Annotated in this window: 22 protein-coding genes; 4 read left to right on the top strand and 18 right to left on the bottom strand. The window is 46.4% G+C overall.

Going from position 1 to position 22,221, the window contains the following annotated elements; genetic code table 11:
* Positions 1–55: 55 nt before the first annotated feature.
* The 14 genes from rlmB to HMPREF9698_RS07790 all read right to left on the bottom strand — a co-directional run bounded on the left by rlmB (position 56) and on the right by HMPREF9698_RS07790 (position 14,186).
* A complete protein-coding gene (gene rlmB / locus HMPREF9698_RS07855; RefSeq protein WP_003779076.1) occupies positions 56–802 on the bottom strand; it encodes a 23S rRNA (guanosine(2251)-2'-O)-methyltransferase RlmB in 747 nt (248 codons plus the stop codon).
* Positions 803–1,212: 410 nt separating this feature from the next.
* The gene (locus HMPREF9698_RS07850) at positions 1,213–1,611 is read right to left on the bottom strand and encodes a Mini-ribonuclease 3 (RefSeq protein WP_003779075.1); all 399 of its coding nucleotides are present in this window, start codon (positions 1,609–1,611) and stop codon (positions 1,213–1,215) included.
* Complete coding sequence (gene cysS / locus HMPREF9698_RS07845) at positions 1,601–3,028, bottom strand: cysteine--tRNA ligase (RefSeq protein ID WP_003779073.1); 1,428 nt, start codon at positions 3,026–3,028, stop codon at positions 1,601–1,603. Before cysS ends, HMPREF9698_RS07850 begins: the two co-directional genes overlap by 11 nt.
* A 59-nt stretch (positions 3,029–3,087) precedes the next feature.
* Positions 3,088–4,044 (bottom strand): 2-hydroxyacid dehydrogenase, encoded by a 957-nt coding sequence (locus HMPREF9698_RS07840; RefSeq protein WP_003779072.1) that lies wholly within the window; start codon positions 4,042–4,044, stop codon positions 3,088–3,090.
* A gap of 24 nt (positions 4,045–4,068) precedes the next feature.
* The gene (locus HMPREF9698_RS07835) at positions 4,069–5,040 is read right to left on the bottom strand and encodes a D-2-hydroxyacid dehydrogenase (protein WP_003779070.1); all 972 of its coding nucleotides are present in this window, start codon (positions 5,038–5,040) and stop codon (positions 4,069–4,071) included.
* 34 nt (positions 5,041–5,074) lie between these two features.
* Complete coding sequence (folK, locus tag HMPREF9698_RS07830; RefSeq protein ID WP_003779067.1) at positions 5,075–5,605, bottom strand: 2-amino-4-hydroxy-6-hydroxymethyldihydropteridine diphosphokinase; 531 nt, start codon at positions 5,603–5,605, stop codon at positions 5,075–5,077.
* Positions 5,606–5,653: 48 nt separating this feature from the next.
* A complete protein-coding gene (gene folB / locus HMPREF9698_RS07825; RefSeq protein WP_003779065.1) occupies positions 5,654–6,025 on the bottom strand; it encodes a dihydroneopterin aldolase in 372 nt (123 codons plus the stop codon).
* 128 nt (positions 6,026–6,153) lie between these two features.
* The gene (gene folE / locus HMPREF9698_RS07820; RefSeq protein WP_003779063.1) at positions 6,154–6,711 is read right to left on the bottom strand and encodes a GTP cyclohydrolase I FolE; all 558 of its coding nucleotides are present in this window, start codon (positions 6,709–6,711) and stop codon (positions 6,154–6,156) included.
* Positions 6,712–8,001 (bottom strand): bifunctional folylpolyglutamate synthase/dihydrofolate synthase, encoded by a 1,290-nt coding sequence (locus tag HMPREF9698_RS07815; RefSeq protein ID WP_003779061.1) that lies wholly within the window; start codon positions 7,999–8,001, stop codon positions 6,712–6,714. It lies immediately after the preceding gene.
* Between the two features lie 34 nt (positions 8,002–8,035).
* Positions 8,036–9,502 (bottom strand): glutamate--tRNA ligase, encoded by a 1,467-nt coding sequence (gltX, locus tag HMPREF9698_RS07810; protein ID WP_003779060.1) that lies wholly within the window; start codon positions 9,500–9,502, stop codon positions 8,036–8,038.
* A gap of 173 nt (positions 9,503–9,675) precedes the next feature.
* Positions 9,676–10,809, bottom strand: a complete 1,134-nt coding sequence (locus HMPREF9698_RS07805; protein WP_003779057.1) for a PIN/TRAM domain-containing protein — start codon at positions 10,807–10,809, stop codon at positions 9,676–9,678.
* Between the two features lie 315 nt (positions 10,810–11,124).
* A complete protein-coding gene (locus HMPREF9698_RS07800; protein WP_003779055.1) occupies positions 11,125–12,036 on the bottom strand; it encodes a glycine betaine ABC transporter substrate-binding protein in 912 nt (303 codons plus the stop codon).
* Between the two features lie 181 nt (positions 12,037–12,217).
* The gene (gene radA, locus HMPREF9698_RS07795; RefSeq protein WP_003779053.1) at positions 12,218–13,585 is read right to left on the bottom strand and encodes a DNA repair protein RadA; all 1,368 of its coding nucleotides are present in this window, start codon (positions 13,583–13,585) and stop codon (positions 12,218–12,220) included.
* 58 nt (positions 13,586–13,643) lie between these two features.
* On the bottom strand, positions 13,644–14,186 hold the full coding sequence (locus HMPREF9698_RS07790; RefSeq protein WP_003779051.1) for a dCTP deaminase/dUTPase family protein: 543 nt from the start codon (positions 14,184–14,186) through the stop codon (positions 13,644–13,646).
* A 242-nt stretch (positions 14,187–14,428) separates the two neighbouring features.
* Between HMPREF9698_RS07790 and HMPREF9698_RS07785 the strand changes: the two genes are divergently transcribed.
* The 4 genes from HMPREF9698_RS07785 to brnQ all read left to right on the top strand — a co-directional run bounded on the left by HMPREF9698_RS07785 (position 14,429) and on the right by brnQ (position 18,179).
* On the top strand, positions 14,429–15,565 hold the full coding sequence (locus HMPREF9698_RS07785) for an NADH-dependent flavin oxidoreductase (protein WP_003779049.1): 1,137 nt from the start codon (positions 14,429–14,431) through the stop codon (positions 15,563–15,565).
* Entirely contained in the window at positions 15,556–15,858 is a 303-nt protein-coding gene (locus HMPREF9698_RS07780) for a HesB/YadR/YfhF family protein (RefSeq protein WP_003779048.1), read from the top strand. Before HMPREF9698_RS07785 ends, HMPREF9698_RS07780 begins: the two co-directional genes overlap by 10 nt.
* A gap of 98 nt (positions 15,859–15,956) precedes the next feature.
* Positions 15,957–16,337 carry a RidA family protein gene (locus tag HMPREF9698_RS07775; protein ID WP_040292851.1) on the top strand — a complete coding sequence of 127 codons (381 nt, stop codon included), beginning with the start codon at positions 15,957–15,959 and terminating at the stop codon, positions 16,335–16,337.
* A 513-nt stretch (positions 16,338–16,850) separates the two neighbouring features.
* Entirely contained in the window at positions 16,851–18,179 is a 1,329-nt protein-coding gene (brnQ, locus tag HMPREF9698_RS07770) for a branched-chain amino acid transport system II carrier protein (RefSeq protein WP_003779044.1), read from the top strand.
* Positions 18,180–18,299: 120 nt separating this feature from the next.
* On the opposite strand, the gene guaB is transcribed toward brnQ, so the two are convergent.
* From guaB to purE, 4 genes are all read right to left on the bottom strand, one after another.
* The gene (gene guaB, locus HMPREF9698_RS07765; protein WP_003779042.1) at positions 18,300–19,784 is read right to left on the bottom strand and encodes an IMP dehydrogenase; all 1,485 of its coding nucleotides are present in this window, start codon (positions 19,782–19,784) and stop codon (positions 18,300–18,302) included.
* Positions 19,785–19,874: 90 nt separating this feature from the next.
* Complete coding sequence (locus HMPREF9698_RS07760; RefSeq protein ID WP_003779040.1) at positions 19,875–20,564, bottom strand: phosphoribosylaminoimidazolesuccinocarboxamide synthase; 690 nt, start codon at positions 20,562–20,564, stop codon at positions 19,875–19,877.
* Between the two features lie 27 nt (positions 20,565–20,591).
* Positions 20,592–21,749, bottom strand: coding sequence for a 5-(carboxyamino)imidazole ribonucleotide synthase (gene purK / locus HMPREF9698_RS07755; protein ID WP_374189084.1), 1,158 nt, complete (start codon positions 21,747–21,749; stop codon positions 20,592–20,594).
* Positions 21,733–22,218, bottom strand: a complete 486-nt coding sequence (purE, locus tag HMPREF9698_RS07750) for a 5-(carboxyamino)imidazole ribonucleotide mutase (protein WP_003779038.1) — start codon at positions 22,216–22,218, stop codon at positions 21,733–21,735. Before purE ends, purK begins: the two co-directional genes overlap by 17 nt.
* Positions 22,219–22,221: the final 3 nt, after the last annotated feature.

Raw genomic sequence — 22,221 nt, 5'->3', positions numbered from 1 at the left:
TCATCAAACTAAAACCCCCAACTTACATCTCCCTGCAAGTTGGGGGTTGACTATCTTATTGAGGTTTTCGTTTTCGGTAGACTTCATACATTAAGATGGCAGAAGCAACGCTGGCGTTCAAACTTTGGACATGCCCGGTCATAGGAATAGTAAGCATTTGGTCCACATTTTCCTTGACCAGATGGGAAATGCCTTGTCCCTCATTGCCTACCACCAAGGCGATGGGTCCTGAGACGTTCCATTGCCGGTAGTCTTCTCCTTCTACATCCGTTCCAAAAATCCAAAAGCCATCGTCCTTCAATTTTTTGATGGTTTGGTTGATATTGCTGACCCGGGCAACCGGGACATGTTCAATGGCACCGGTCGAAGCCTTGGAAACTGTTGCGGTTAAGCCAACTGCCCGGCGGTTAGGAATGATGAGGCCATGGACCCCGCTAGCGTCAGCTGTCCGCAAAATGGAACCTAAATTATGAGGATCTTCTATTCCATCCAAGATTAAAAAGAAGGGGTCTTCTTCCTTGTCCCTGGCCACTTTATAGAGGTCGTCGATACTAGCATAGGCTACGGGGCTGGCAGTTAAGACGACCCCCTGGTGGTTTTGGCCTGAAACAAGCTGGTCCAGCTTGTTTTTAGGGGCAAAACTGACCTGGATTTTTTTCTCCTTGGCAAAATGGTGGATTTCCTTCAAGGCTTGTGCTCCCGCCCCATCCTGGATAAAGACCTTGTTAACTTGCCGGCCTGACTTCAAGGCTTCCAGGACTGGATGGCGGCCAAATACGATTTCACTTTCTTGCTTGGTCATGGTTTCCTCCCAATAATTGAAAAACGACGGGCAATGTGGGGCTTTGTTTAACTGCGATCATGGTTCGAGGCTCATTTAAAAAAACGACAGGCAAGTCGTAGAGCTTTATTAAGCAACAATGGATTGATCCGGCTAAACTGAAAAACAACGGACCACTCGTAAATCTTTATTAAACATCAGCGAACATAGTTTGCAACTTAGTTAAACGACAACGGGCCAGTCGCAGAGCTTTATTAAACAACAAGGACATGATCCGGCTAAACTGAAAAACGACGGACAGCATCCGGGCTTTATTAAACGACGGGAATGGTTCCAGACTCAAGTAAACTAGGACGGGCATTGTCAAAAAGTCAGTTGAGCAAGGGCAGGCAGCCTTGAAAATTACTTGAACAGCAAGGGCAAGGCTCCCCCTAGAGGTCTACTTCTACAGTCTGGATACACCAGTTAATTAATTCTTCCAGCCGTCCTTCTTGGCCAGTTAAATAAAGATAGCCCATAACCGCTTCAAAGCCAGAAGATTTATTGTAGTCTGCCTGGCTAGCATTTTTGGCCTTGGAGTGGCTCTTAGCATTCCGGCCTCTTTTAAAAATTCCAAGCTCCTCAGACGTCAAAAGGTCTTGGTCCAAGGCCTGGTCAATGAGCCTTGCCTGGGCCTTGGCTGAAACATAGTGGGTTGCGCTTTGGTGGAGACGGTTAGGTTTGGTCGATCCTTTCTCCAGTAAGTAGCGTCTGATATATAGATCGTAAACCGCATCCCCCATATAAGCCAGGGCTAGTCCGTTTAAGAGTTGGACATCCTTATTCTTCATCCCGAGACTCCCGTTTCCAACGCACACCATGAGGGGTATCTTCTAAGATAATCCCCCGGTCACGGAGGTCATCCCTGATTTCATCAGCCCGGTCAAAGTTACGGTCAGCTCGAGCTTGCTGGCGCTCTTCGATGAGGGCTTCGATTTCCCCATCTAATAAATCCTCTTCTGCTTCAACATCTTCTACCCCGAAGATATAGAGGATGGCTTTTAAGTCTTCCAGGTAAAGGTCAATTACCTGCTTAGATACCTGGTCTCTAGCAATATAGCGGTTGAGACTAGCGATCATTTCATAAAGGTCTGCTATTCCGTTTTGAGCCTGGAAGTCGTCGTCCATATCCTGGATAAAGCTATCCTTAAGATTTTGCCAAGCTGTGATATCTTCTTGGTCTTCTTGCAAAGTACCCTGGGCTGTCTGCAAACGGTGGCGGGCATTGGCCAAGGCTGTCTTAATACGGTTCAAATTTTGCTTGGCTTCATGTATGGCCTCTTCGGAATAATTGATGGGTCTGCGGTAGTGGGCCGAGGCTAGGAAAAAGCGAAGGGTTTGGGGATTATGGATTTTTCTCAAGTCGTGGACCAGTTTAAAGTTGCCCAAGGACTTGGACATCTTTTCGTCGTTCATGGTGACAAAGCCGTTGTGGAGCCAGTAATTGGCAAAGGCTTGGCCACTTTTGCCTTCAGACTGGGCGATTTCATTTTCATGGTGGGGGAATTGTAGATCCTGGCCTCCTGCGTGGATATCAATGGTATCGCCTAATTCTTGGCTGGCCATAACCGAGCATTCAATATGCCAGCCTGGTCGACCTTGCCCCCAAGGAGAATCCCAGTAAATTTCCCCTGGCTTGGCCTGCTTCCACAAGGCAAAGTCTAGTGGGTCTTCTTTTTTATCCCGGTCAGCCTCATCTAAGCGGTTGCTGGCACCACTAGCGAGTTGGTCAACCGAAATCCCGCTTAACTTGCCGTAGTCTTTAAATTTCCGGGTTCGGTAGTAGACATCCCCTTCAGATTCATAAGCATAGCCCTTGTCAATTAAGACTTGGTTGAAGTCTATAATATTGTCTATATTTTCGGTAACTGTAGGATGGGCATCCGCCCGTCTAACATTTAAGGCCTCTGTGTCTTCGAAAAAGGCATCAATAAACTGGCTTGTTACTTGGCTGGGTTCCAAGTTCATGTCCTGGGCAGCCTTGATAATCTTGTCGTCCACGTCGGTAAAATTTGAGACATACTTGACCTGGTAGCCCCGGTATTCTAAGTATTTGCGGATGGTATCAAAGGCAACAGCTGACCGAGCATTCCCAATATGAATATAGTTGTAAACAGTCGGCCCACAGACATACATGGTCACCTTGCCTTCTTCAATGGTTTTAAAGGGTTCTTTTTTATTGGTCAAAGTATTATAGACTTTAATCATTAAACAAGCCTCCAATCATTTAAATTCAAAACCATTATAGCAATAATGGACTAAGTTCCCTAGCCAAGCTGGATATTCTTTTCCTCCCCCTTTAAATAGGCCAATGTGGTATCAAAAACGATCTTAGCCCGGTTAACCATGGCCTGGTCAGTTAAATAGGCCACATGGGGGGTTAAGATGGTGTTTTGGGCCTGGAGGAGTTTATAGTCTTCTGGCAAAGGGGGCTCCCTATCAAAAACGTCAATCCCAGCACCAGCTAGTTGGCCTTGGTTGAGAAGGTCTGCTAGGCCATCGTTATCCACAATGGGCCCCCGGGCACAATTGATCAAAATAGCAGTGTCTTTCATCAAGGCCAGTTTGTCCTTAGATAGGAGGCCTTGGGTTTGGTCATTATGGGGGAGGTGGACGGTAACAATATCACTTTCTTCCAGCAATCTTTCCAAGGAAACATATTTTACTCCCATGGCCTTGGCTTGGTCTTTTTCAGTCCGACTATAGGCTAAAAATTGAACACCGAAGGCCTTAAGTAAGCTAGCAGTTTTCAGGCCAATATTGCCAGTCCCTATGATTCCCACGGTCTTGCCCGCCAGAACCCTACCCTGGCTGGGGCCAGGAAAGTTACTTTGGCGGATGGCTTGGTTGCCCCATGAAATCTGGCGGTAGAGGTCCAGGATGAGACCAATAACGTGTTCTGCGACAGATTGGTCTGAATAACCGGCTGCATTGGCAATCTTAATCCCTTTCTCCCGGGCGGCCTCCTGGTCTACATGGTCAATACCGGTAAAGGCCACATTGATCAGTTGCAACTTGTCTGCCTGACTAAAGGCTTGTTTAGGGTAGGGGGTGTTGGCAATCATAACGATATCAGAATCCCCCGTCCGGTCTGCCAATTCCTCGGGGTCACTGGTTTGGTCTGAATAATAGACAAAGTCATGCCCTAGGTCCTTAATGGGCTGGGCTAGGCGGTCAATTAGGTTCTGGGAAACATTGAGGGGTTCAAGGAGGGATACTTTCATCTTCGTCACCTTTCCTTCTATAACTTAAACCAAGTTGATGGGTTGACCCGCTTGGTAGGCCGCTAAATTGTGGTCGATCTTCTCTAAAAGTCGCTGGCGACTTTCCTGGCTAGCCCAGGCAATGTGTGGGGTCAGGATACAATTAGCCAAACCCTCTAAAGGGTGGTCACGGGGCATGGGTTCTTGGTCCAAGACGTCAATCCCAGCTGCTTTGACCCGGCCATCTTTCAGGGCATCAGCCAGAGCTTGTGGGTCAAGCAAGGGACCCCTGGCAGTATTCAGTAAAATGACCCCATCCTTCACTTGTGAAAGTGCTTGGTTGTCGATAATATGCCAGGTCTGATCCGTCAAGGGGAGGTGGAGGCTGATCACATCAGACTTGGCAAGTAGGTCTTCCAAGGAAACATAGCGAGCAAGTTCTTGGCCAATGGGGCTTTGACTCCGGTTGTAGGCTAAAACATTCATGCCTAATGCCCGGCAAATTCGGGCAAAGGCCTGGCCAATCGACCCAAAGCCCACCACGCCCAAGGTCTTACCGTCTAGCTCCTGGATAGGGTAGTCCTGGTCATAAAAAGTCCAGCCTTCCTCCTGCCAGCGACCCTGGCCGACTGCCTGGCTGTAGTGGTCGACCTGGTTAGTTAAGTAGAGCAAAAGGGCCAAGCAGTGCTGGGCAACCGAAGCACTACTGTAAGCGGGGATATTGGAGACTAAAATACCCAAGTCTTTAGCAACTGGCAAGTCGACATTGTTGTAGCCCGTTGCGGAAACGATAATATATTTTAACTGTGGGCAGTCTCTTAAAAGCTCTTCTCCCAAGGGAACCTTGTTGGTGATAACCACACTGGCCTCCCCAACCCGGTCCTTGATCACTTGAACCTGGTCGTGGGGAGTATCCTGATAGATAGTCACCTGGCCATAATCCTCTAAAAAGTCCCAAGACAAGTCACCCGGGTTAGCATAAGATCCGTCTAAGACTACAATCTCTTCTTTAGTCATTGTTTCTATCCTCCCATGCTTGGCTTTTTAAAGGTCAAGCCTCACGGTCTTCTAATAGGTCCGTCAACTGACCCAAAGCCTCCACCCCTGCTAGGTCGGTTTGGTTTAAAGAAGCCAACAAGTCCGCAACTGTCTTATCTATGCCAGGAACCAGGTAGTTGGGGTCCAACTCAGCCAAGGGGACCAAGACAAAGGCCCGGTCCTGGAGCCTTGGGTGGGGAACTTGGAGCTTGGGATGGTCAATTTCTTGACCCTCCACCAGCAAGACATCCAAGTCAATGGTTCGGGGGCCATTTTTAATGGTCCGCTTCCTGTCCAGGTCTGCCTCAATCGCCAGCAAGTCTTCTAAGAGGTCCAAGGGGGGCTTGCCTGGTTCAATTTCAAGGCCAGCAACCATATTGTAAAAATCGTCCTGGTCCTTGTAGCCCACCGGTTCAGTCTGGTAAACCTTTGAAACTTGCTTGACTGCTACCTGGTCTAGGCTATTTATTTTGGCCAAGGCCTGGTTTAAGTAAGCCAACTTAGTCTCCATATTAGAACCGAGTCCGATCATAACATCCTTCACTCTATATTCCTCCTTACCGCTTCAAGCTTGTCTGGTCTTAGCACTAAACTAGTGACGGGCCCGGGTGATTTCCACCGCTACATTGTCAAAGACACCAGGAATCGGGGCCTGGGGTTTATTGACCCGGACCAAGACCTCCTCAACCTGGTTAAAGGTCTGGAGAACTTCCTGGGCCAGGTTTTCCGCCAAGGACTCCAAGAGTTTAAAGGGGGTCCCTTCCACAATGGACTTAACCAAGTCATAAACTTCCCCGTAGTGGATACTGTGTCCCATTTTGTCTGTTTGACCCGCCAACTTGAGGTCGGTTACCAGGACAAGGTCGACTTTGAAAATCTGTCCTAACTTGGTTTCGGCCTCCATCAAACCGTGGTGGCCATGAAAGGTCATGCCTTGCAAGCGTATCTTATCTCTTTTATCCATCTTATTCCTCTTTCCTCAAGCCACTTATTTTAAAAAAGAGTCAATACCAAGGGGAATTGACTCCTTTCCTTTTCCAGCCTGTCTTTGCCCAAGCAGGATGAATCCGTCATTCTCCCCTAAGCAAAAACTTATTCCTTAATCATGTCCAAGACTTCTTTTTTGAGTTCCTTGTCTTGCCGGAAGACTCCTCTTTCCGCCTTGGTCACAGTGATGGAGCCACGCTTTTTGATGCCACGGATGGACATGCACATATGTTCACCTTCCACCACGACAAAAACACCTTCGGGCTCTAGATTGTCCATAATAACATCGGCAACTTGGTTGGTAATCCGCTCTTGAAGTTGGGGGCGCTTGGTCACATCTTCTAGAATCCGAGCAAGCTTGGAGAGACCAATCACGCGACCATCCTTGGGTTTATAAGCCACATGGGCCTTGCCAATGATAGGTAGGAGGTGGTGCTCACAAGTAGAGTCGAACTCAATATCTTTGACCAAAACAAGTTCATTGTCTTCGTGGAAATATTTTTGAGTGTGGACTGCTGGATCTTTTTCCAGACCAGCAAAACGTTCAGCATACATTTTAGCTACCCGCTTGGGTGTCTCAAGTAGTCCTTCACGTCCAGGATCTTCGCCTACTGCTCTTAATATTTCCTCTACTGCTTTTTCAATTCTCTGGTAGTCTACCAATTAAACTTCCCCATTTCTTCTTGCTAAAATCAGCTGTCTAAACTTGCCAACAATATAAAAACTTCCAAAAACGACAATGAGGTCATCCCCTCTGGCTACTTGACTTGCCAGGTCTAGGGCTTGGTTATAATCTTCACAAGCTATGACCCGAGTAGAAGGCGACACCATTTCGGTCAGTTTTTCTTTCATTTGAGAGGCTACCATCCCCCGTGGCGAATCGGGTGTCACCGTATAAAGCCGGTCAAAGCTTTTGGTTAAAGGGGCTAGGGCGGCATCAACATCCTTGTCGGCCAACATGCCTACGATCCCAATCCTTTTTTGTTCTGGAAAGTAGCGGTCTAGGTTAGCCAAGAGAGCCTGCAGGCCGTCTTCATTATGAGACCCATCAACGATCACGGTCGGATGAGAGGCCATAATTTCAAAACGGCCGGGCCAGCGAGTCTCAACCAGGCCTTGCTTAATGGAATTAGGACTAATCTGCCAGCCAGCCTCCTGTAAGGCAAAACAGATTTCGATTGCCACTAGGGCGTTGTAAATTTGATAATCTTCTAAAAGTGAAATGCGGTAAGGAACCTGCTTGTATTCAAAGTCTTGCAAGAGGTCGGAAGTCAGGCTATAAGTCAGGTCGGATTGAGAAATCAGGGTCAGAGGGGCACCTACCCGGTCCGCCTGGTCTTGGATCACCCGAGTCACTTCTGAACCCTGGGGATAAACCACCATGGGCGAGCCAGGCTTGGCGATGGCGGCCTTCTCACCAGCTATTTCTGGCAGGCTATCCCCTAAAAAAGCGGTGTGGTCCATGCCAATCTTGGTAATGGCAGTCACGGCAGGACGGCTTATCACATTGGTTGCATCTAACCGTCCTCCTAATCCGACCTCTACAACGGCTATATCACAAGCCTGGTCCTGGAAGGTCAAAAAGGCCAGGGCAGTAAAAAGTTCAAATTCAGTCAGGCAAAGGGATGTGCCTTCTAAGGCCTGGCTTAGGGTCTTGACTGCCTTGAGCAGCTGGTCATCACTTGTGGCTTGGCCATTGATTTGGATCCGTTCATTAAATTCCACTAGGGAAGGGGAAATATACAAGCCGACCTTGTAGCCAGCCTCCCTGAGTATTCGCTCTGTAAAGGCTGCGGCCGACCCCTTGCCATTGGTGCCAGCGATATGAACCATGGGGACCTGGTCTTGGGGCTTGCCCAATAAGTCCATCACCTGGGTCATGGTTGCTAGCCCCAAATCCATCTTCCCTTGTTCTTGTAGGGGCAGGAGGTCAAGAAGTTCTGCATACTGCATTCATCCACTTGCTTTCTATTAGAGATTTGCCTTTTTACTGGCCTTCCACATAGGAAAGGGCCTGGTCAAGATGGGCTTGGGTTTGGTCATAGCCAATTAGTTCGATGGCTAAAGGAAGCTCTGGTCCGTGTTGTTCACCAGTAGTTGCCACCCGAATCGGCATAAAGAGATTGCGACCCTTGACCCCGGTTTCTTTTTGCACAGCTTTGATAGCTTTAAAGATTGGATCTTTTTCAAAGGGTTCCACTTCACTTAAGTGTTCTTTAAAGGACTTGAGGACCTGACCGACAGTTTCACCGTCCAAGACTTCTTTTTCTTCAGGGCCGTAGCTGATCTCTTGCCCGAAGAAAAGGGAGGCTAGGTCAAGCAATTCCTTGCCGTAGCTCATTTGTTCCTTGTAGAGACCGGCTAGCTTAACAAACCAGTCTTTCTTGTCCGGATCATAAAGGCCAGCTTCTTCCAAGTGGGGTTTGGCTAGGTCTAAGACTGCCTCATCTTCCAGGTTTTTAATATATTGGTTGGAAATCCAGTCCAATTTCTTCTCGTCAAAGGCTGCCGGAGAGGTATTCAACCGGTCTGTATCAAACATATCGATAAATTCTTCTCTAGAGAAGATTTCTTCTTCGCCCTTAGGTGACCAGCCGAGGAGGGCAATGAAGTTAAACAAGGCTTGAGGGGTATAGCCTAAGTCCTTGTATTGCTCGATAAATTGCAGGATACTTTCGTCCCGTTTACTTAATTTTTTGCCGGTTTCGGCATTGATAATCAGGGTCATGTGGCCAAAGACTGGAGGCTCCCAGCCGAAAGCATCGTAAACCACTAATTGTTTAGGGGTATTGGAAACATGGTCGTCCCCTCTTAGGACATGGCTAATGGCCATTTCGTGGTCATCTACTGCTACGGCAAAGTTGTAGGTTGGAGACCCATCCACCTTACGGATAACAAAGTCCCCGCCAATGTCTTTGGCATCAAAGCTGACCTCCCCTTTCACCATGTCGTCAAAGCGGTAGACCTGGTCTTCTGGCACCCGGATACGGATAACAGGGTCTCTGCCCTCCGCTTCAAAGGCCTCTTGTTCTTCTTTGGTCAAATGGGCATGGCGACCATCATAGTGGGGGGCAATCCCCTGAGCCCGCTGCTTATCTCTCATTTCTTCTAACTCTTCGGCGGTTGCATAGCACTTATAGGCTAAGTCGCGGTCAAGCAAGTCGTCAATGTATTGGTTATAAAGGTCAAATCGTTCAGATTGACGGTATGGACCGTAATCGCCTCCGATATCTGACCCTTCATCCCAGTCGATACCCAACCATTTTAAGTAGGTAAATTGGCTCGCTTCACCGGTTTCAACATGGCGCTTCTGGTCGGTATCTTCCGTCCGAATAATAAAATCGCCACCATTATGGCGGGCAAATAGATAGTTAAACAAGGCTGTCCGGGCATTCCCTATATGCAAGTGTCCTGTAGGGCTTGGGGCATAACGGACGCGGATCTTATCTGACATGACTTTATCTCCTTTTCATTCATCACAGTTTGTATTTTCAACTATTAAAATAATTAATTCAGGTCTTTTAGCTTACCCCTACTAGCTTACCATAATTGTCTTTATCATTCATCCGATCAAGGTTAAAAGCAAGCAGGATGGACCAATTTATTTCTGGCCCATAAAAACAGGGTCTAACTGTCTGCCGGGCTTTGGTCCTGGCCAAATTCTGGGTCCCCAACATTGGCAGGGTCGGCAATATCGGCAAAAATCATCCGGCCCGCATTGGTCTGCAGTGATGAGGTTACCACTACATCTAGGGACTGGTTAATATAGTGCTTGCCATCTTCTACTACTACCATGGTTCCATTTTCCAAATATGCCACGCCTTGCTGTCTTTCGGTACCCTTTTTGACAATGGTGACCCGCATCTCCTCGCCTGGGATAATGGCGGGTTTAACTTGATTGGCCAATTCATTGATATTCAAAACAGGCACCTGCTGGAATTGGGCTACCTTGTTTAAGTTATAGTCATTAGTAATAACGGCCCCCTTCAGGTTTTGGGCTAGTCGAACTAACTTCAGGTCGACTTCTGCTTCATCTTCAAAATCCTGGTCATCCATTTCAACCTGGATCTGGTCGTCATCTTGAAGCTCGTTTAAAATATCCAAGCCCCTCCTACCGTGACTTCTTTTTAAGCTATCCGGTGAATCCGCAATATACTGGAGTTCCTGGAGGACATATTTGGAGATGACAAAAACCCCTTCCAAAAAACCTGACCGTATAATACCTAAGATACGGCCATCGATAATCACACTAGTGTCTAAGACCTTGTATTTCAAAAAATGCCCCGTCTCTCCTGCCTGGTCAGGTTCCTGGTCCTTCCGTCGATCTTGCTGGTTCTTTAAGAAGTCAGCCACTTCTTGATGGTAACTGGTCCCGATATAAAAACCGACATAAGCTAAGGTGAAGGTAATCACAGCCGAAACCACTTCATTTAAGAGGGGGATATTGAAAGTTTGGAGGGAAAAATTAATTAACCATGAAATAATAAGACCAAAAACAAGCCCCAAACTTCCACAAAGCAAGTAAGACAAACTTAAATCGGTTAGAAACCGAGTTAGTCGTTTTAACCCCTTCAAGATGGGATCTACTATAAAGAGCGAAACAATAAAAAAGATGCCAGCCCCTAAGACCATGCCCAACCAAGGATTGTAGATAATTGTTGGTATGGACATGGGAGGAAGACTGTCGAGGAGGTCGGTAAAGTTGTTAAAACCTATACTACCCCCCACGAAAATAAATAATAGGATGATGAGTTTCCTCATAGGACATCCCTCCTTTTCCTCAATTTTAAGTATTGCTAATGGATCATCATTTGTCCTGGGACTCCTCCATGCTAGAGTAAAGACTAAAGTCAGCCCTCAGGTCACTTGGACAAGTCGGTTTAATTCAGCTCAGGCCAACCTGATACTTTACATTATAATCAATTTAACCGGCCCATTAAACCATTTTGAAAGACTTTTAGCTATTAGAAGCCTTGTCCCTTCTTAACTCAAAGAAAACTGGCTGCTAAAGAGGAATAGCGTAGGCTGCACAACCTACGCTATTCTTTCACATTATTTAAGCTACTTTACTTGAATCTACTGGTCTTCCGATTGTTCTTGGGCTAGTTGTCTAGCCTCTTCAAGCCATTCATCTATCCGGTCCTGGTTCGCTTCAATCCAGCTTTCAGCTGCACCTTCTGGGTCATCCGTTTCAGCCATTTCTTGAACCACGCTTTCGATGTCATCCATTTCCCATTCAAAGTTATCTAAGACAGAGTAAGCAATGGGGTGGTCATCTTGGAAGCCTTGACGGACTTGCGTAATGATGGATTCTTCTCCACCAAAGGCACCTTCTGGGTCATCTAAATACTTTAAGTCATATTCTTGGAACATCCAGTGAGGGTTCCAGCCTGTAATGACAATTTCTTCTTCATTGTCAATGCTGGTCCGTAATTCTGACAGCATGGCTCCAGTTGAAGCATTTTGTAGGTTCCAGTCTGCTAAATTGTCATAGGTCTCCATGGCATTTTCAGCAGAATCCATGATACCAGATCCGGGTTCAATACCGGTCACTTCTTGACCCGCTTCATCTGTCAAGTCTTCGATGGATTCAAGCCCTTCCATGTATGTTGGAACGGCTAAGCCAACCTTAGCTCCTTCAATGTGAGCGCCTAAGTTTTCAATCTGGTCCCCATATTCTTCCTCTAAAGCACCGTGGGTAATAGGTAACCAAGCTGAAACTGAAGCATCGGTTTCACCATCAGCAAGGGCTTGCCACAGGACAGCCACATCAACTGTTGTCGTCGTCACATCATAGCCAATGTCTTCTAGTACATTGCCAATCACGTTGGTTGCAGCAATCGTTTCTTCCCAGTTTAGGACAGCGATCTCAATCTGGTCTCCATCCACCAACTGGTCTTCTGCTTCTTCTTCACCGCAGGCCACTAGAACTCCGGCAGCCAGGGCAATTGATGCAAAACGTGTCAACTGCTTGTTCAATTTAATCATAGTTTTCATTCTCCCCATGTTTTTGAGCGGACGGTTAACACAAGCTTAATTATAAAGAAAAGAGGTCATAAAAACAATTCATAAGCCTAGTAAAGACTGAAATGAGCCTTTTGGGGTTAATTCGAGTTCGTTTTGTGAAAAATCGTCCTAGACTCCTTGTGAAAAATCAACCTAATTTACTTTAGAAAATAACTTGCAGGACCTGGCCAATAGTCCGGCAGGGGATGACTTGGATTTCTTTGGGATAGGTCCAACCCTCTTGGTTATTTTTGGGGATAAAAACGCGTTTGAAGCCAAGTTTAGCTGCTTCAGTGACTCTTTGTTCAATTTTCGAAACCCGGCGCAATTCCCCGGTTAATCCAATTTCTCCGATAAAGCAGTCGGTTGGGTCCGTTTCTTCTTCCTTGTAGCTGGAAGCAATGCTCACGGCAATGGAAAGGTCAATCGCCGGCTCATCTAACTTGACTCCCCCAGCTGCCTTGAGGTAGGCATCGTAATTTTGTAGGAGTAAGCCAGCCCGCTTCTCCAAAACCGCCATCAGGAGGGAGACCCGGGAGTAATCTAAACCACTGGCAGTCCGCTTGGCATTACCAAAGGCGGTTGGGGTGATCAAGGACTGGATCTCCACCAAGATCGGACGGGTCCCTTCCATGGCAGCCACGACTGCTGACCCATTAGCCCCTGCCAAGCGTTCTTCCAAGAAAAGTTTGGAAGGATTTTGGACTTCCTTGAGGCCTTTTTCGTTCATTTCAAAAATGGCAATTTCATTGGTCGACCCAAAGCGGTTCTTGACCGCCCGCAAAATCCGGAAAGTCTGGTGCTGGTCTCCTTCGAAGTAAAGAACCGTATCAACCATGTGCTCTAGCATCCGGGGCCCTGCAATATTGCCTTCCTTGGTGACATGTCCCACGATAAAAGTCGCAATGTCATTGGACTTGGCAATCTTCATCAAGCTGGCAGTGGATTCCCGAACTTGGGAAACTGAACCAGCTGCACTGTCGATATCCGGGTGGTGCATGGTCTGGATGGAATCGATAATTAAGAAGTTAGGTCGGATTTCTTCGACTGTTTCTTCTATGGCTGACAAGTCTGTTTCAGCATAAAGGTAGAAATTATTCTCCACCAAGTCTAAACGTTCAGCCCGCATCTTAATCTGGCTGGCACTCTCCTCACCCGTCACATAAAGGACCAAGCCCCCGATATTATTCAAAAAGGCAGAAATCTGTAGTAACAAGGTAGACTTGCCAATTCCGGGATCGCCCCCGATCAAGACCAGGGAGCCTGGGACCACTCCACCCCCTAAGACCCGGTTAAATTCGGCAAAGGGGACTTGGATCCGGTCCTCTTTTTCAATTTCGACTTCGTTAATGGGGGCTGCTTTGGCCCGTTTGCCACTAAAATTAAGCCGGTTTCGCGTGTCAGCCCGGTCTTGAACTCGCTCTTCCACTAGGGTGTTCCACTTGCCACAAGACGGGCACCGCCCCAAATACTTGGGAGATTCAGCCCCGCATTCCTGGCAAACGAAGATGGTTTTTTGTTTTTTAGCCACATTATTCCTCCCAACTTCAAGGTAACAAACATCACACACGTTTTATTCAAAATCGATGCTAGTTCTTACTGTAACCACTGGACCCAAAGCCGCCTGTCCGGTCACCTAAATCTATCCCGGTCTCATCTACTTTCCGGTAGGGGGTAAAAATAGCCTGGGCTATCCGGTCCCCTTTTTTTATTTGATAGGGTTTTAGACCGTAATTAATCAATTGGACAAAGATCTCCCCTTCATTATTGGCGTTGTTGTAATAGTCTGCATCAATAACGCCTATCCCATTGGGCAAGGCTAACTGGCGCTTCATGGGGTTAGAAGACCGGTTGGCTAAAAGCAAGTACTCATCATTTGGCATAAAGGCCTTGACACCGGTCGGCACTAGGGTCGAGGCCAAAAATTCTTCGTTTTCTTCCGGTAAGTGACCCAAAGACACTGCCTGGTTTAAACCACCATTGGCTAAGAGGACCTGCCAGATTGAAGGAAGGCTGACGTCAACGGCCGCCTCCAAGTCATAGCCGGCAGAAGCCTTGCTGGCACGCTGGGGCAGGTTAAGTCCTTGGCCCTCATATTTACTTACAAGTTCGAAACCTCTTTGCTTAGACATCTAGTCACCCTTTTTTATCGTAATAACCTTATTATACCAGTTCACCTAGCTGATTTCAGTAATGATTAGGCAAGAAAAAGAACATGATAAATTCCCTAAAGCTCCCCTTTTAAAAATGTCGGATTGAAGCTTTACCCAAATCAAAAAAAGTCAAGACCCTTGCCTTTTACTTTTGCTTCTTCCTATTATATTTTATAATATTAATTAACAATGATATTAATGTTAGACTAGGGAGCATAAATATGACAAATGAATTATTCACACCCTTTCAAATCAACCATAAAACTAAATTGCAAAACCGACTCGTCATGGCTCCTATGACCATTAATTCCAGCCTGGAAGATGGAACAGTATCTGACCAGGAAATCGACTACTACCAGGCTCGGTCGAGTCATTTGGGGATGGTGATTACTTCTGGTGCTTACATTTCACCAGAGGGACAGGCCTTCGCCAACGGGATATCAGCTGCCCGAGATTCCAACATCCCAAGTCTTCACCGCCTAGCTTCAGCCATCAAAAAAGAAGGAGCCAAGGCTATTTTGCAAATTTACCATGGTGGACGGATGGCCCGGACCAACTATAACGAAAACCAAGCCATCCTTGCCCCTTCCCCTGTCAAAGCCAACCGTCCTTGGGCCCACCAGCCTAAGGCTTTAAAGGAAGAAGATATTGAAGACCTGATCACTAACTTTGGACAAGCTAGTAGACGGGCCATGCAAGCGGGTTTTGACGGGGTAGAACTCCACGGGGCCAATACCTACCTCCTCCAGCAATTCTTTTCCCCCCACTCCAACCAAAGAACAGATGATTGGGGGAATAGTCTGGAAAATCGTTTTGAGTTTTCGACCCGGGTCATCAAGGAGGTCCAAAAAACAGTCCAAGATATGGATAAGGAGGACTTTTTAATTGGTTACCGGCTGAGTCCTGAAGAAGTGGAAGCGCCAGGCATTCGCATTGAAGACAGTTTGCGATTTATTGATCACCTGATTTCTGCTAAAATTGATTATGTCCACTTGTCTGTCCGCCACTACCAGCAGGCTTCTTTCTTTGTCGAAGATAACCAGATTGAGGACCTGCCTCAGTTAATCTACCAGCATATCGCTGGCCGGGTGCCCTTGATTAATGTCGGCAAAGTTAGAGATGGCCAGGATGCCCAGCTGGCCTTAAAAAGTGGTGACTTGGTTGCAGTGGGCCGCCAGCTCTTGATTGACCCCAACTGGCCCCAAAAAATTCAAGATGACCAGGCTCATATTGCCCAGGCAATTCATTTAAACGACCAAGACAAATTAGCCATACCGGACCCCCTCTGGCAGATGATTACTGACCAGTCAGGATGGATTCCGGTTGATAAAGGAGAGGAGTCCAAGAAATGGAATTAAAAGTATCCCCTGCAGCTGTTCAATGGTTCGAAAGTGAACTCGGACCCAAAGAAGGACAAGGTGTGCAATTTTTTGGCAAGGTCTATGGCCAAACGGAAGTCCATGAAGGCTTTTCAGTAGGAATAAAAATTCAAGACCCAGCTAAACATGACATTTTAGCCCAGGACCAGGCCAATGATCGCACCTATTTTGCAGCTCGTGATGATGCCTGGTTCTTCAACCCCTATGACTTAGAAGTCGACATAGATCCGGACGGTGCGGGACCCATCTACCACTTTAAGACAAGTGAATAAAATAGTTTTTAAATAAAGAGCCTGGCAGAGACTTTTTTAAGGGTGCATCTGCCAGGTTTTTTCTATATACTTGACCTAGTAAAACAATAGGAGGATGTATGATGAAAGAAATCAAAACAGACCAAGCTCCTGCAGCCTTGGGCCCCTACTCCCAAGGCATCCAAACAGGTAACCTGGTCTACTTGTCTGGTCAACTTGGCCTAGACCCCAAAACAGGCGACTTAAAAGAGGGACTTGAAGCCCAAACCCACCAGGCCTTCGCCAATATAAAGGCCTTATTGGAAAGCCAAGGCCTGACCTTTGGCAATGTGGTCAAGGTTTTGGTCTTGTTGGCTGACATCAAGGACTTTGGTCCCGTCAACGACATTTACACTGACTATTTCCAGGAACCCTACCCAGCCCGGAGTGCTTTTGCGGTCAAAGACTTGCCAAAAGGTGGCCTAGTAGAAATTGAAGTTATTGCTGAAGTGGGCGAATAGATAGAAGATAAAGGCTGGTTCGTGTATTTTACCCCGGACCAGCTTTTACTCACTTGAATATCAAACATGACTTTTGATCCCTGTTAAAATAGCAAACATTTTGATTTCAGCCTAGTAGTCCAAACCTGTCATTCTCATTTGAATGTTAGGCTGGTTTCAATTGGCAAAATGTAGGTAACCTATTTCAACCTCTTATCCTGTAATATATCTGCTTACCTGATATTGTTTTAGTGGGCTTTTTATTTCTCAAGAATCTATTTTTCAATTTTCATTAGGAAAATATGTTAAAAAAATCCGCTTAAAAATCCATTTTATTCTAGTTTACAATATTTTATTTTTGTAAACAAAAATACGACAGTCAATTGGACCATGTCAGGCCAAGCCTTATCCGTCTTTCAAATCTCGCCATAAGTTTTCAATGGGAAATATGATAACTTTATTCATATTTACTCTTTTCATCTTTATTTTTTTGTGATATCCTTAAGAACATAATTATAAGAAGGAGGAATAAGTATGAAGTGGCGACAAGTCATCACAGTCGGTTTTATGCTATTTGCAATGTATTTTGGGGCTGGTAACTTGATTTTCCCACCAGTTGTGGGCTTCAATGCCGGAGATTTCTTCTGGCCAGCCATTATTGGATTTGTTTTAACAGGGGTTGGCTTGCCTTTAATTGGGACAGCCACCGGAGCTTTATCAAGCGGGGGCTACCGTGAGGCTCTCAAGAAGATCAACCCCGTCTTCTCAGTTGTTCTGTTAGTGGTTATTTACTTGACCATCGGCCCATTCTTTGCCGTTCCAAGAACAGCTACAACAGCTTATGAATTAGGAGTCTTGCCTTTCTTAAGTGAGAATACAGGCCTGGCCCTACTGATTACCTCAATTATCTTTTTTGCTGCCACTTTATACTTAGCCCTCAACCCGGACAACTTAGCTAATAACATTGGGAACTACCTGACCCCAATATTGCTAGCTACCGTCACCATCGTTGTCGTTCGTGTTATCTTTCTCGCCACCAGTTACGATGGCTCTTCTAGCATTAATAACTTTGGCGACGGAGGAGCTTTTGCTTACGGCTTTACCGAAGGCTACCTAACCATGGATGCTATCGCAGCTATCGCCTTTGCTATCCTGGTCATTAACGCCATTAAGGGGATGGGGATCTCTGACAACCACGAAATTTTCAAAGGGACGGTGAAGGCTTCCCTTATTGCTGCCCTCTTGCTCAGTTTGGTTTACGGGTCACTTGCCTGGATTGGTAACAATGTTCTGATTTCCAATGAGCTCCCACTAGACCAAAACCTAGGGGCTGCCATGTTGCAATACCTGTCCTCTGAAGCCTTGGGTAGTGCAGGAGTTATCTTGCTTGGCTTGGTTGTTTTAGTTGCCTGCCTAACAACCTCATCCGGTTTGATTTCAGCCTGTGCAGAGTACTTTAACTCTTTGCTCCCTAACATTTCCTACAATACCTTTGCCGTCATCTTTACCTTGATTTCCTTTGTCTTGGCTAACCAAGGTTTGGATACCATCATTGAAACATCTGTTCCTGTCCTTTCCCTCATCTATCCAGTAGCCATGTCCTCCGTCTTCTTGCTTTTGGTTAGCAACTACCTCCCATTGCCAAAAATTGCCTTTCACCTCCCTTTGGTCTTGGTCTTTATTTCCAGCCTATTGGGACTGCTTTACCGGCAAAAATTTGTTTCTTGGTCTTGGATCACCAGCCAACCATTCTTTGAAAGCGAGTTGGAATGGCTTCCTATCCTGGTTATCGGCTTTTTGGTTGGCTACCTAGTCGGCAAGTTAGTTAACCAACCAACTGTTAGCTTCAGTCAAGAACACTAAACAAAAACACTAAAATTGAAGACAAAAAATCCAGTTCCCTTAAACCTGGCTAGCAGCAAATGCTAGTCCAGTTGGGAACTGGATTTTTCATTTATCTAGGAAGGTTTAACTTAACTAAGTTTAAGAATGGCTAGAGTAGTTTGGCGCTTCCTTGGTAATAGTGACATCGTGGGGGTGGGATTCCACCAAACCAGTGGCGCTCATCTTGATGAATTGAGCTTCTTCAATTAGGTGTCGGATGTCGGGTGCTCCAACATAGCCCATACCAGCCCGAAGTCCGCCGATCATTTGGTAGATAATATCAGCCACTTGACCCCGGTAGGCTACCCGGCCTTCAATTCCTTCTGGCACCCGCTTGTCTGCCTTGGTCTTGTTTTGGAAGTAGCGGTCGCCAGACCCTTTTTTCATGGAGGCTAGGCTGCCCATACCACGGTAAGTTTTGTACTTACGGCCTTGGTAGATTTCAAATTGACCAGGAGACTCGTCTGTACCTGCCAACATGGAACCGATCATAACGGCGTTCCCACCTGCTGCGATGGCCTTGGCAATATCCCCAGACTGCTTGATCCCACCGTCAGCGATAATGGTCTTGCCGTATTCACGGGCAATCTTGGCGGAGTCGTAAATGGCAGTTAGTTGTGGGACGCCGACCCCTGCAACCACCCGGGTGGTACAAATGGAGCCCGGTCCAATCCCGACTTTCACCACATCAACACCAGCATCATAAAGGGCTTTGGCCCCTTCAGAAGTAGCCACATTGCCAGCAATGATGGTGACATCCGGGAAGGTTTGGCGGATTTCTGCAATCTTATCTAAGACAGACCGGGAGTGGCCGTGGGCAGTGTCAATGACTAAGGCATCCACTTCCGCTTCAATCAAGGCACGGGCCCGGTCAAAGGTGTCGTCTCCGATGCCAACCGCTGCTGCAGTTAGCAAACGGCCATTGTCATCTTTAGCCGCATCAGGATAAGCAATGGTTTTTTCAATATCTTTAAATGTAATAAGGCCAGCCAGTTGGGCCTTGTCATCAACTAAAGGCAATTTTTCAATCCGGTTACGGTAGAGGATCTCTTCCGCTTCTTTTAGACTTGTGCTTAAAGGAGCGGTGATTAAGTCCCCTTCTTGGGTCATGTAGTCTTCGATTGGCTGGCTTTCGTCAGATATATAACGGAGGTCACGGGTGGTGAAGATACCGACCAGGGTCTTGTCCTCTTGTCCGTTGACGACCGGGATACCAGATATATTATTTTCTTCCATCATGACCTTGGCCTGGCTAACCAGGGCTTTTTTGGTCAAGAAGAGGGGGTTTTTGATGACCCCATTTTCTGACCGTTTGACCAATTTGACTTCTTGCGCTTGGTCAGCGATGGACATGTTTTTGTGGATGACCCCTAAACCACCTTGGCGGGCCATAGCAATGGCCATGTCCGATTCGGTGACGGTATCCATCCCCGCACTAATGATGGGAATATTTAAGACAAGATTGTCTGCTAATTTGGTTTGGAGCTTGGTTTCATTGGGCAAGACGTCACTCTCACCAGGTACCAGTAAAACATCATCAAAGGTTAAGCCTTCTTTTTTGAACTTATCTTCCCACAGAGTCATTTTTTACCTCCTAAATTGTCTTTTGCTTGTTTTTACTATCTTAGCGACTTTCCTACCCATTTTTCAAGCCTTTAAGGTTAAAAGTCAGACCTACTTGCCGTTTAGGACATATTGGTTGATGTCCAAGGGGAATAAATACTGGCCGTCCTTATAGACCCGCATATTGCCCCCAGATATTTCATCGATCAGAATAAGGTCTTGGCTTTTAGCATCCCGGCCAAATTCCAATTTAATGTCGTAAAGTTCCAAGCCTTTTTGAGCCAATTCCTCTTTTACCAATCTAGAAATTTGCTTGGTCAAATTGATAATCTGGTCATATTCTTGGCCAGTTAAAATGCCTAGCTGAATCAGGCCTTCCTTGGAGATGAAGGGGTCACCTTTTTCATCATTTTTCAAGGAGACTTCTGTGTAGGCATCCAGGTCATCGCCTTCACTGATGTAGTCATCATACCGTCTAAGGAAACTTCCTGTAGCCTTGAACCGGCAAATGATTTCCAAGCCCTTGCCAAAAATATTGGCCCGTCTAACGTCCATTGACCCTTCTTCCAAGTTGGAAGAGATATAGTGGCTTGGAATATTCTTTTCATCGAGTAATTGGAAGAAGTGGGTGGTCAAGGCCAAGCTAGAAGCGCCAGCCCCTTCCACAACAATATCTGCCTGGTTTTCACCTGGGTCGAACTTGCCGTCCTTGCCGGTCATATCATCTTTAAAAATCAAGCGAACTTTTTCGTCATCGATAGAATAAACATCCTTGGTTTTTCCCTTGTATTCTAGTGCCATGGCAATCCTCCTAGCTCTTATTTTCTCTTAGCCAACTTGGTCGAACCAGTCTTGTAAGAATGGATCCTTCAATGTTTCTGCAATTTGGTCTTCACTTTCAAATGATAGGGTGAAGTGGCCCATTTTCCGTTGGGTCCGACCCTCGCCCTTGTCGTAGATGTGGACTATAGCTTGAGGGAATTTTGCCACTAATTCTCCCAAGTGGTCAAGGTGCTGACCCAAGATATTAACAGACAGGGTGGGTTGGACCAGTCTAGGTTCGATCAATTCACGGTTGGTAATGGCTAGAATATGTTGGTCAAATTGGGATAAATTGCAGGCTTCAATGGAATAGTGGCCGGAGTTGTGTGGCCGAGGTGCAATCTCATTGACAATGAGTTCTTGGTCTTTAGTGACAAACAACTCAACACCGCAAACCCCTACCAAGTCGGATTCTTTGGCGATGGTTGTTGCCACAGCTTTAATATCATCAAACAATTCTTCTTTGAGCTGGCTAGAAGAATAACTAGCACACAAGATCCCAGCCCGGTGGATATTGACAGTTGGTGGGAAGCACTCAATTTCCCCTTGAGGGTTGCGGGCCACAATCACAGAAGCTTCGTAGTCGAAGTCGCAAAAGGCTTCTGCTACGCCACCGCTGTCTAGGATGGACTTAATGTCATCGGCTTGGTCGGTTAAATCACTTTCGTCTTTGATCAAAACTTGGCCCTTGCCGTCATAGCCTAATTCGACTGTTTTCAAGACTATGGGCAGGCCTAAGTCAGCTGAAGCCTGGTTGAGCTCGTCCAAGTTATTGACAGGGCGGTAAGGGACTGTTGGGGTCCCGATGGCATTTAACCATTTTTTCTCCCGCAAGCGGTTTTTGGAGATGGTCAGCAATTTAGCCCCTTGGATAAAGTAATCTTGGTTAGACAAGTCTTCTAAAACTTCAGCATTGATGTTTTCAAATTCATAAGTCAAGCTGTCCACTTCTTGGGCAAAGTTCAAGACTTGGTCCTTGTCGCTAAAGTCCCCCAAGACACTCTTGTGAGCGATAGGGAAGGTGCAGGCTTCTTTGGTATCAAAGACATGGACATGGTAGCCCATTTTTTGAGCTGATTGGGTCAACATTTTTCCAAGTTGGCCGGCGCCTAGTATACCAATGGTAGATCCTGGCAATAATGGTTCATTAGTCAAGTTGATCACTACTTTCAATTGAATTTTGTTTCATTGTTTCGGACAAGTCGACTAGTTTTTGGTGGATGTTTTCATCTTCAATGGATAAAATTTTAGCCGCCATGATTCCGGCATTACGGGCCCCACTTGGTCCGATTGCCATAGTGGCTACGGGAACACCCTTCGGCATTTGGACGATGGATAAGAGGGAGTCGATCCCATTGAGGGTTGAGCTTTTAATGGGAACGCCGATGACTGGCAGGGTGGTTGAAGCGGCAACCATACCCGGTAGGTGGGCAGCCCCGCCCGCACCGGCAATAATAACCTTAACTCCCTTGTCTCTTGCTTCTTTACTAAAGCTATTCATCTCATCGGTCATCCGGTGGGCCGAAATAACGCTCTTGTGGTAGTCAATCCCCAGCTCATCTAATTGGTCGCAAGCTGGTTTCATCTGGTCCCAATCTGATTTACTACCCATAATCACTGCAACTTTTTCCATTTT

The organism is Alloiococcus otitis ATCC 51267 (genome assembly GCF_000315445.1).
Classification (GTDB): domain Bacteria; phylum Bacillota; class Bacilli; order Lactobacillales; family Carnobacteriaceae_A; genus Alloiococcus; species Alloiococcus otitis.
This window is presented reverse-complemented; position numbering and strand designations above follow the sequence as displayed.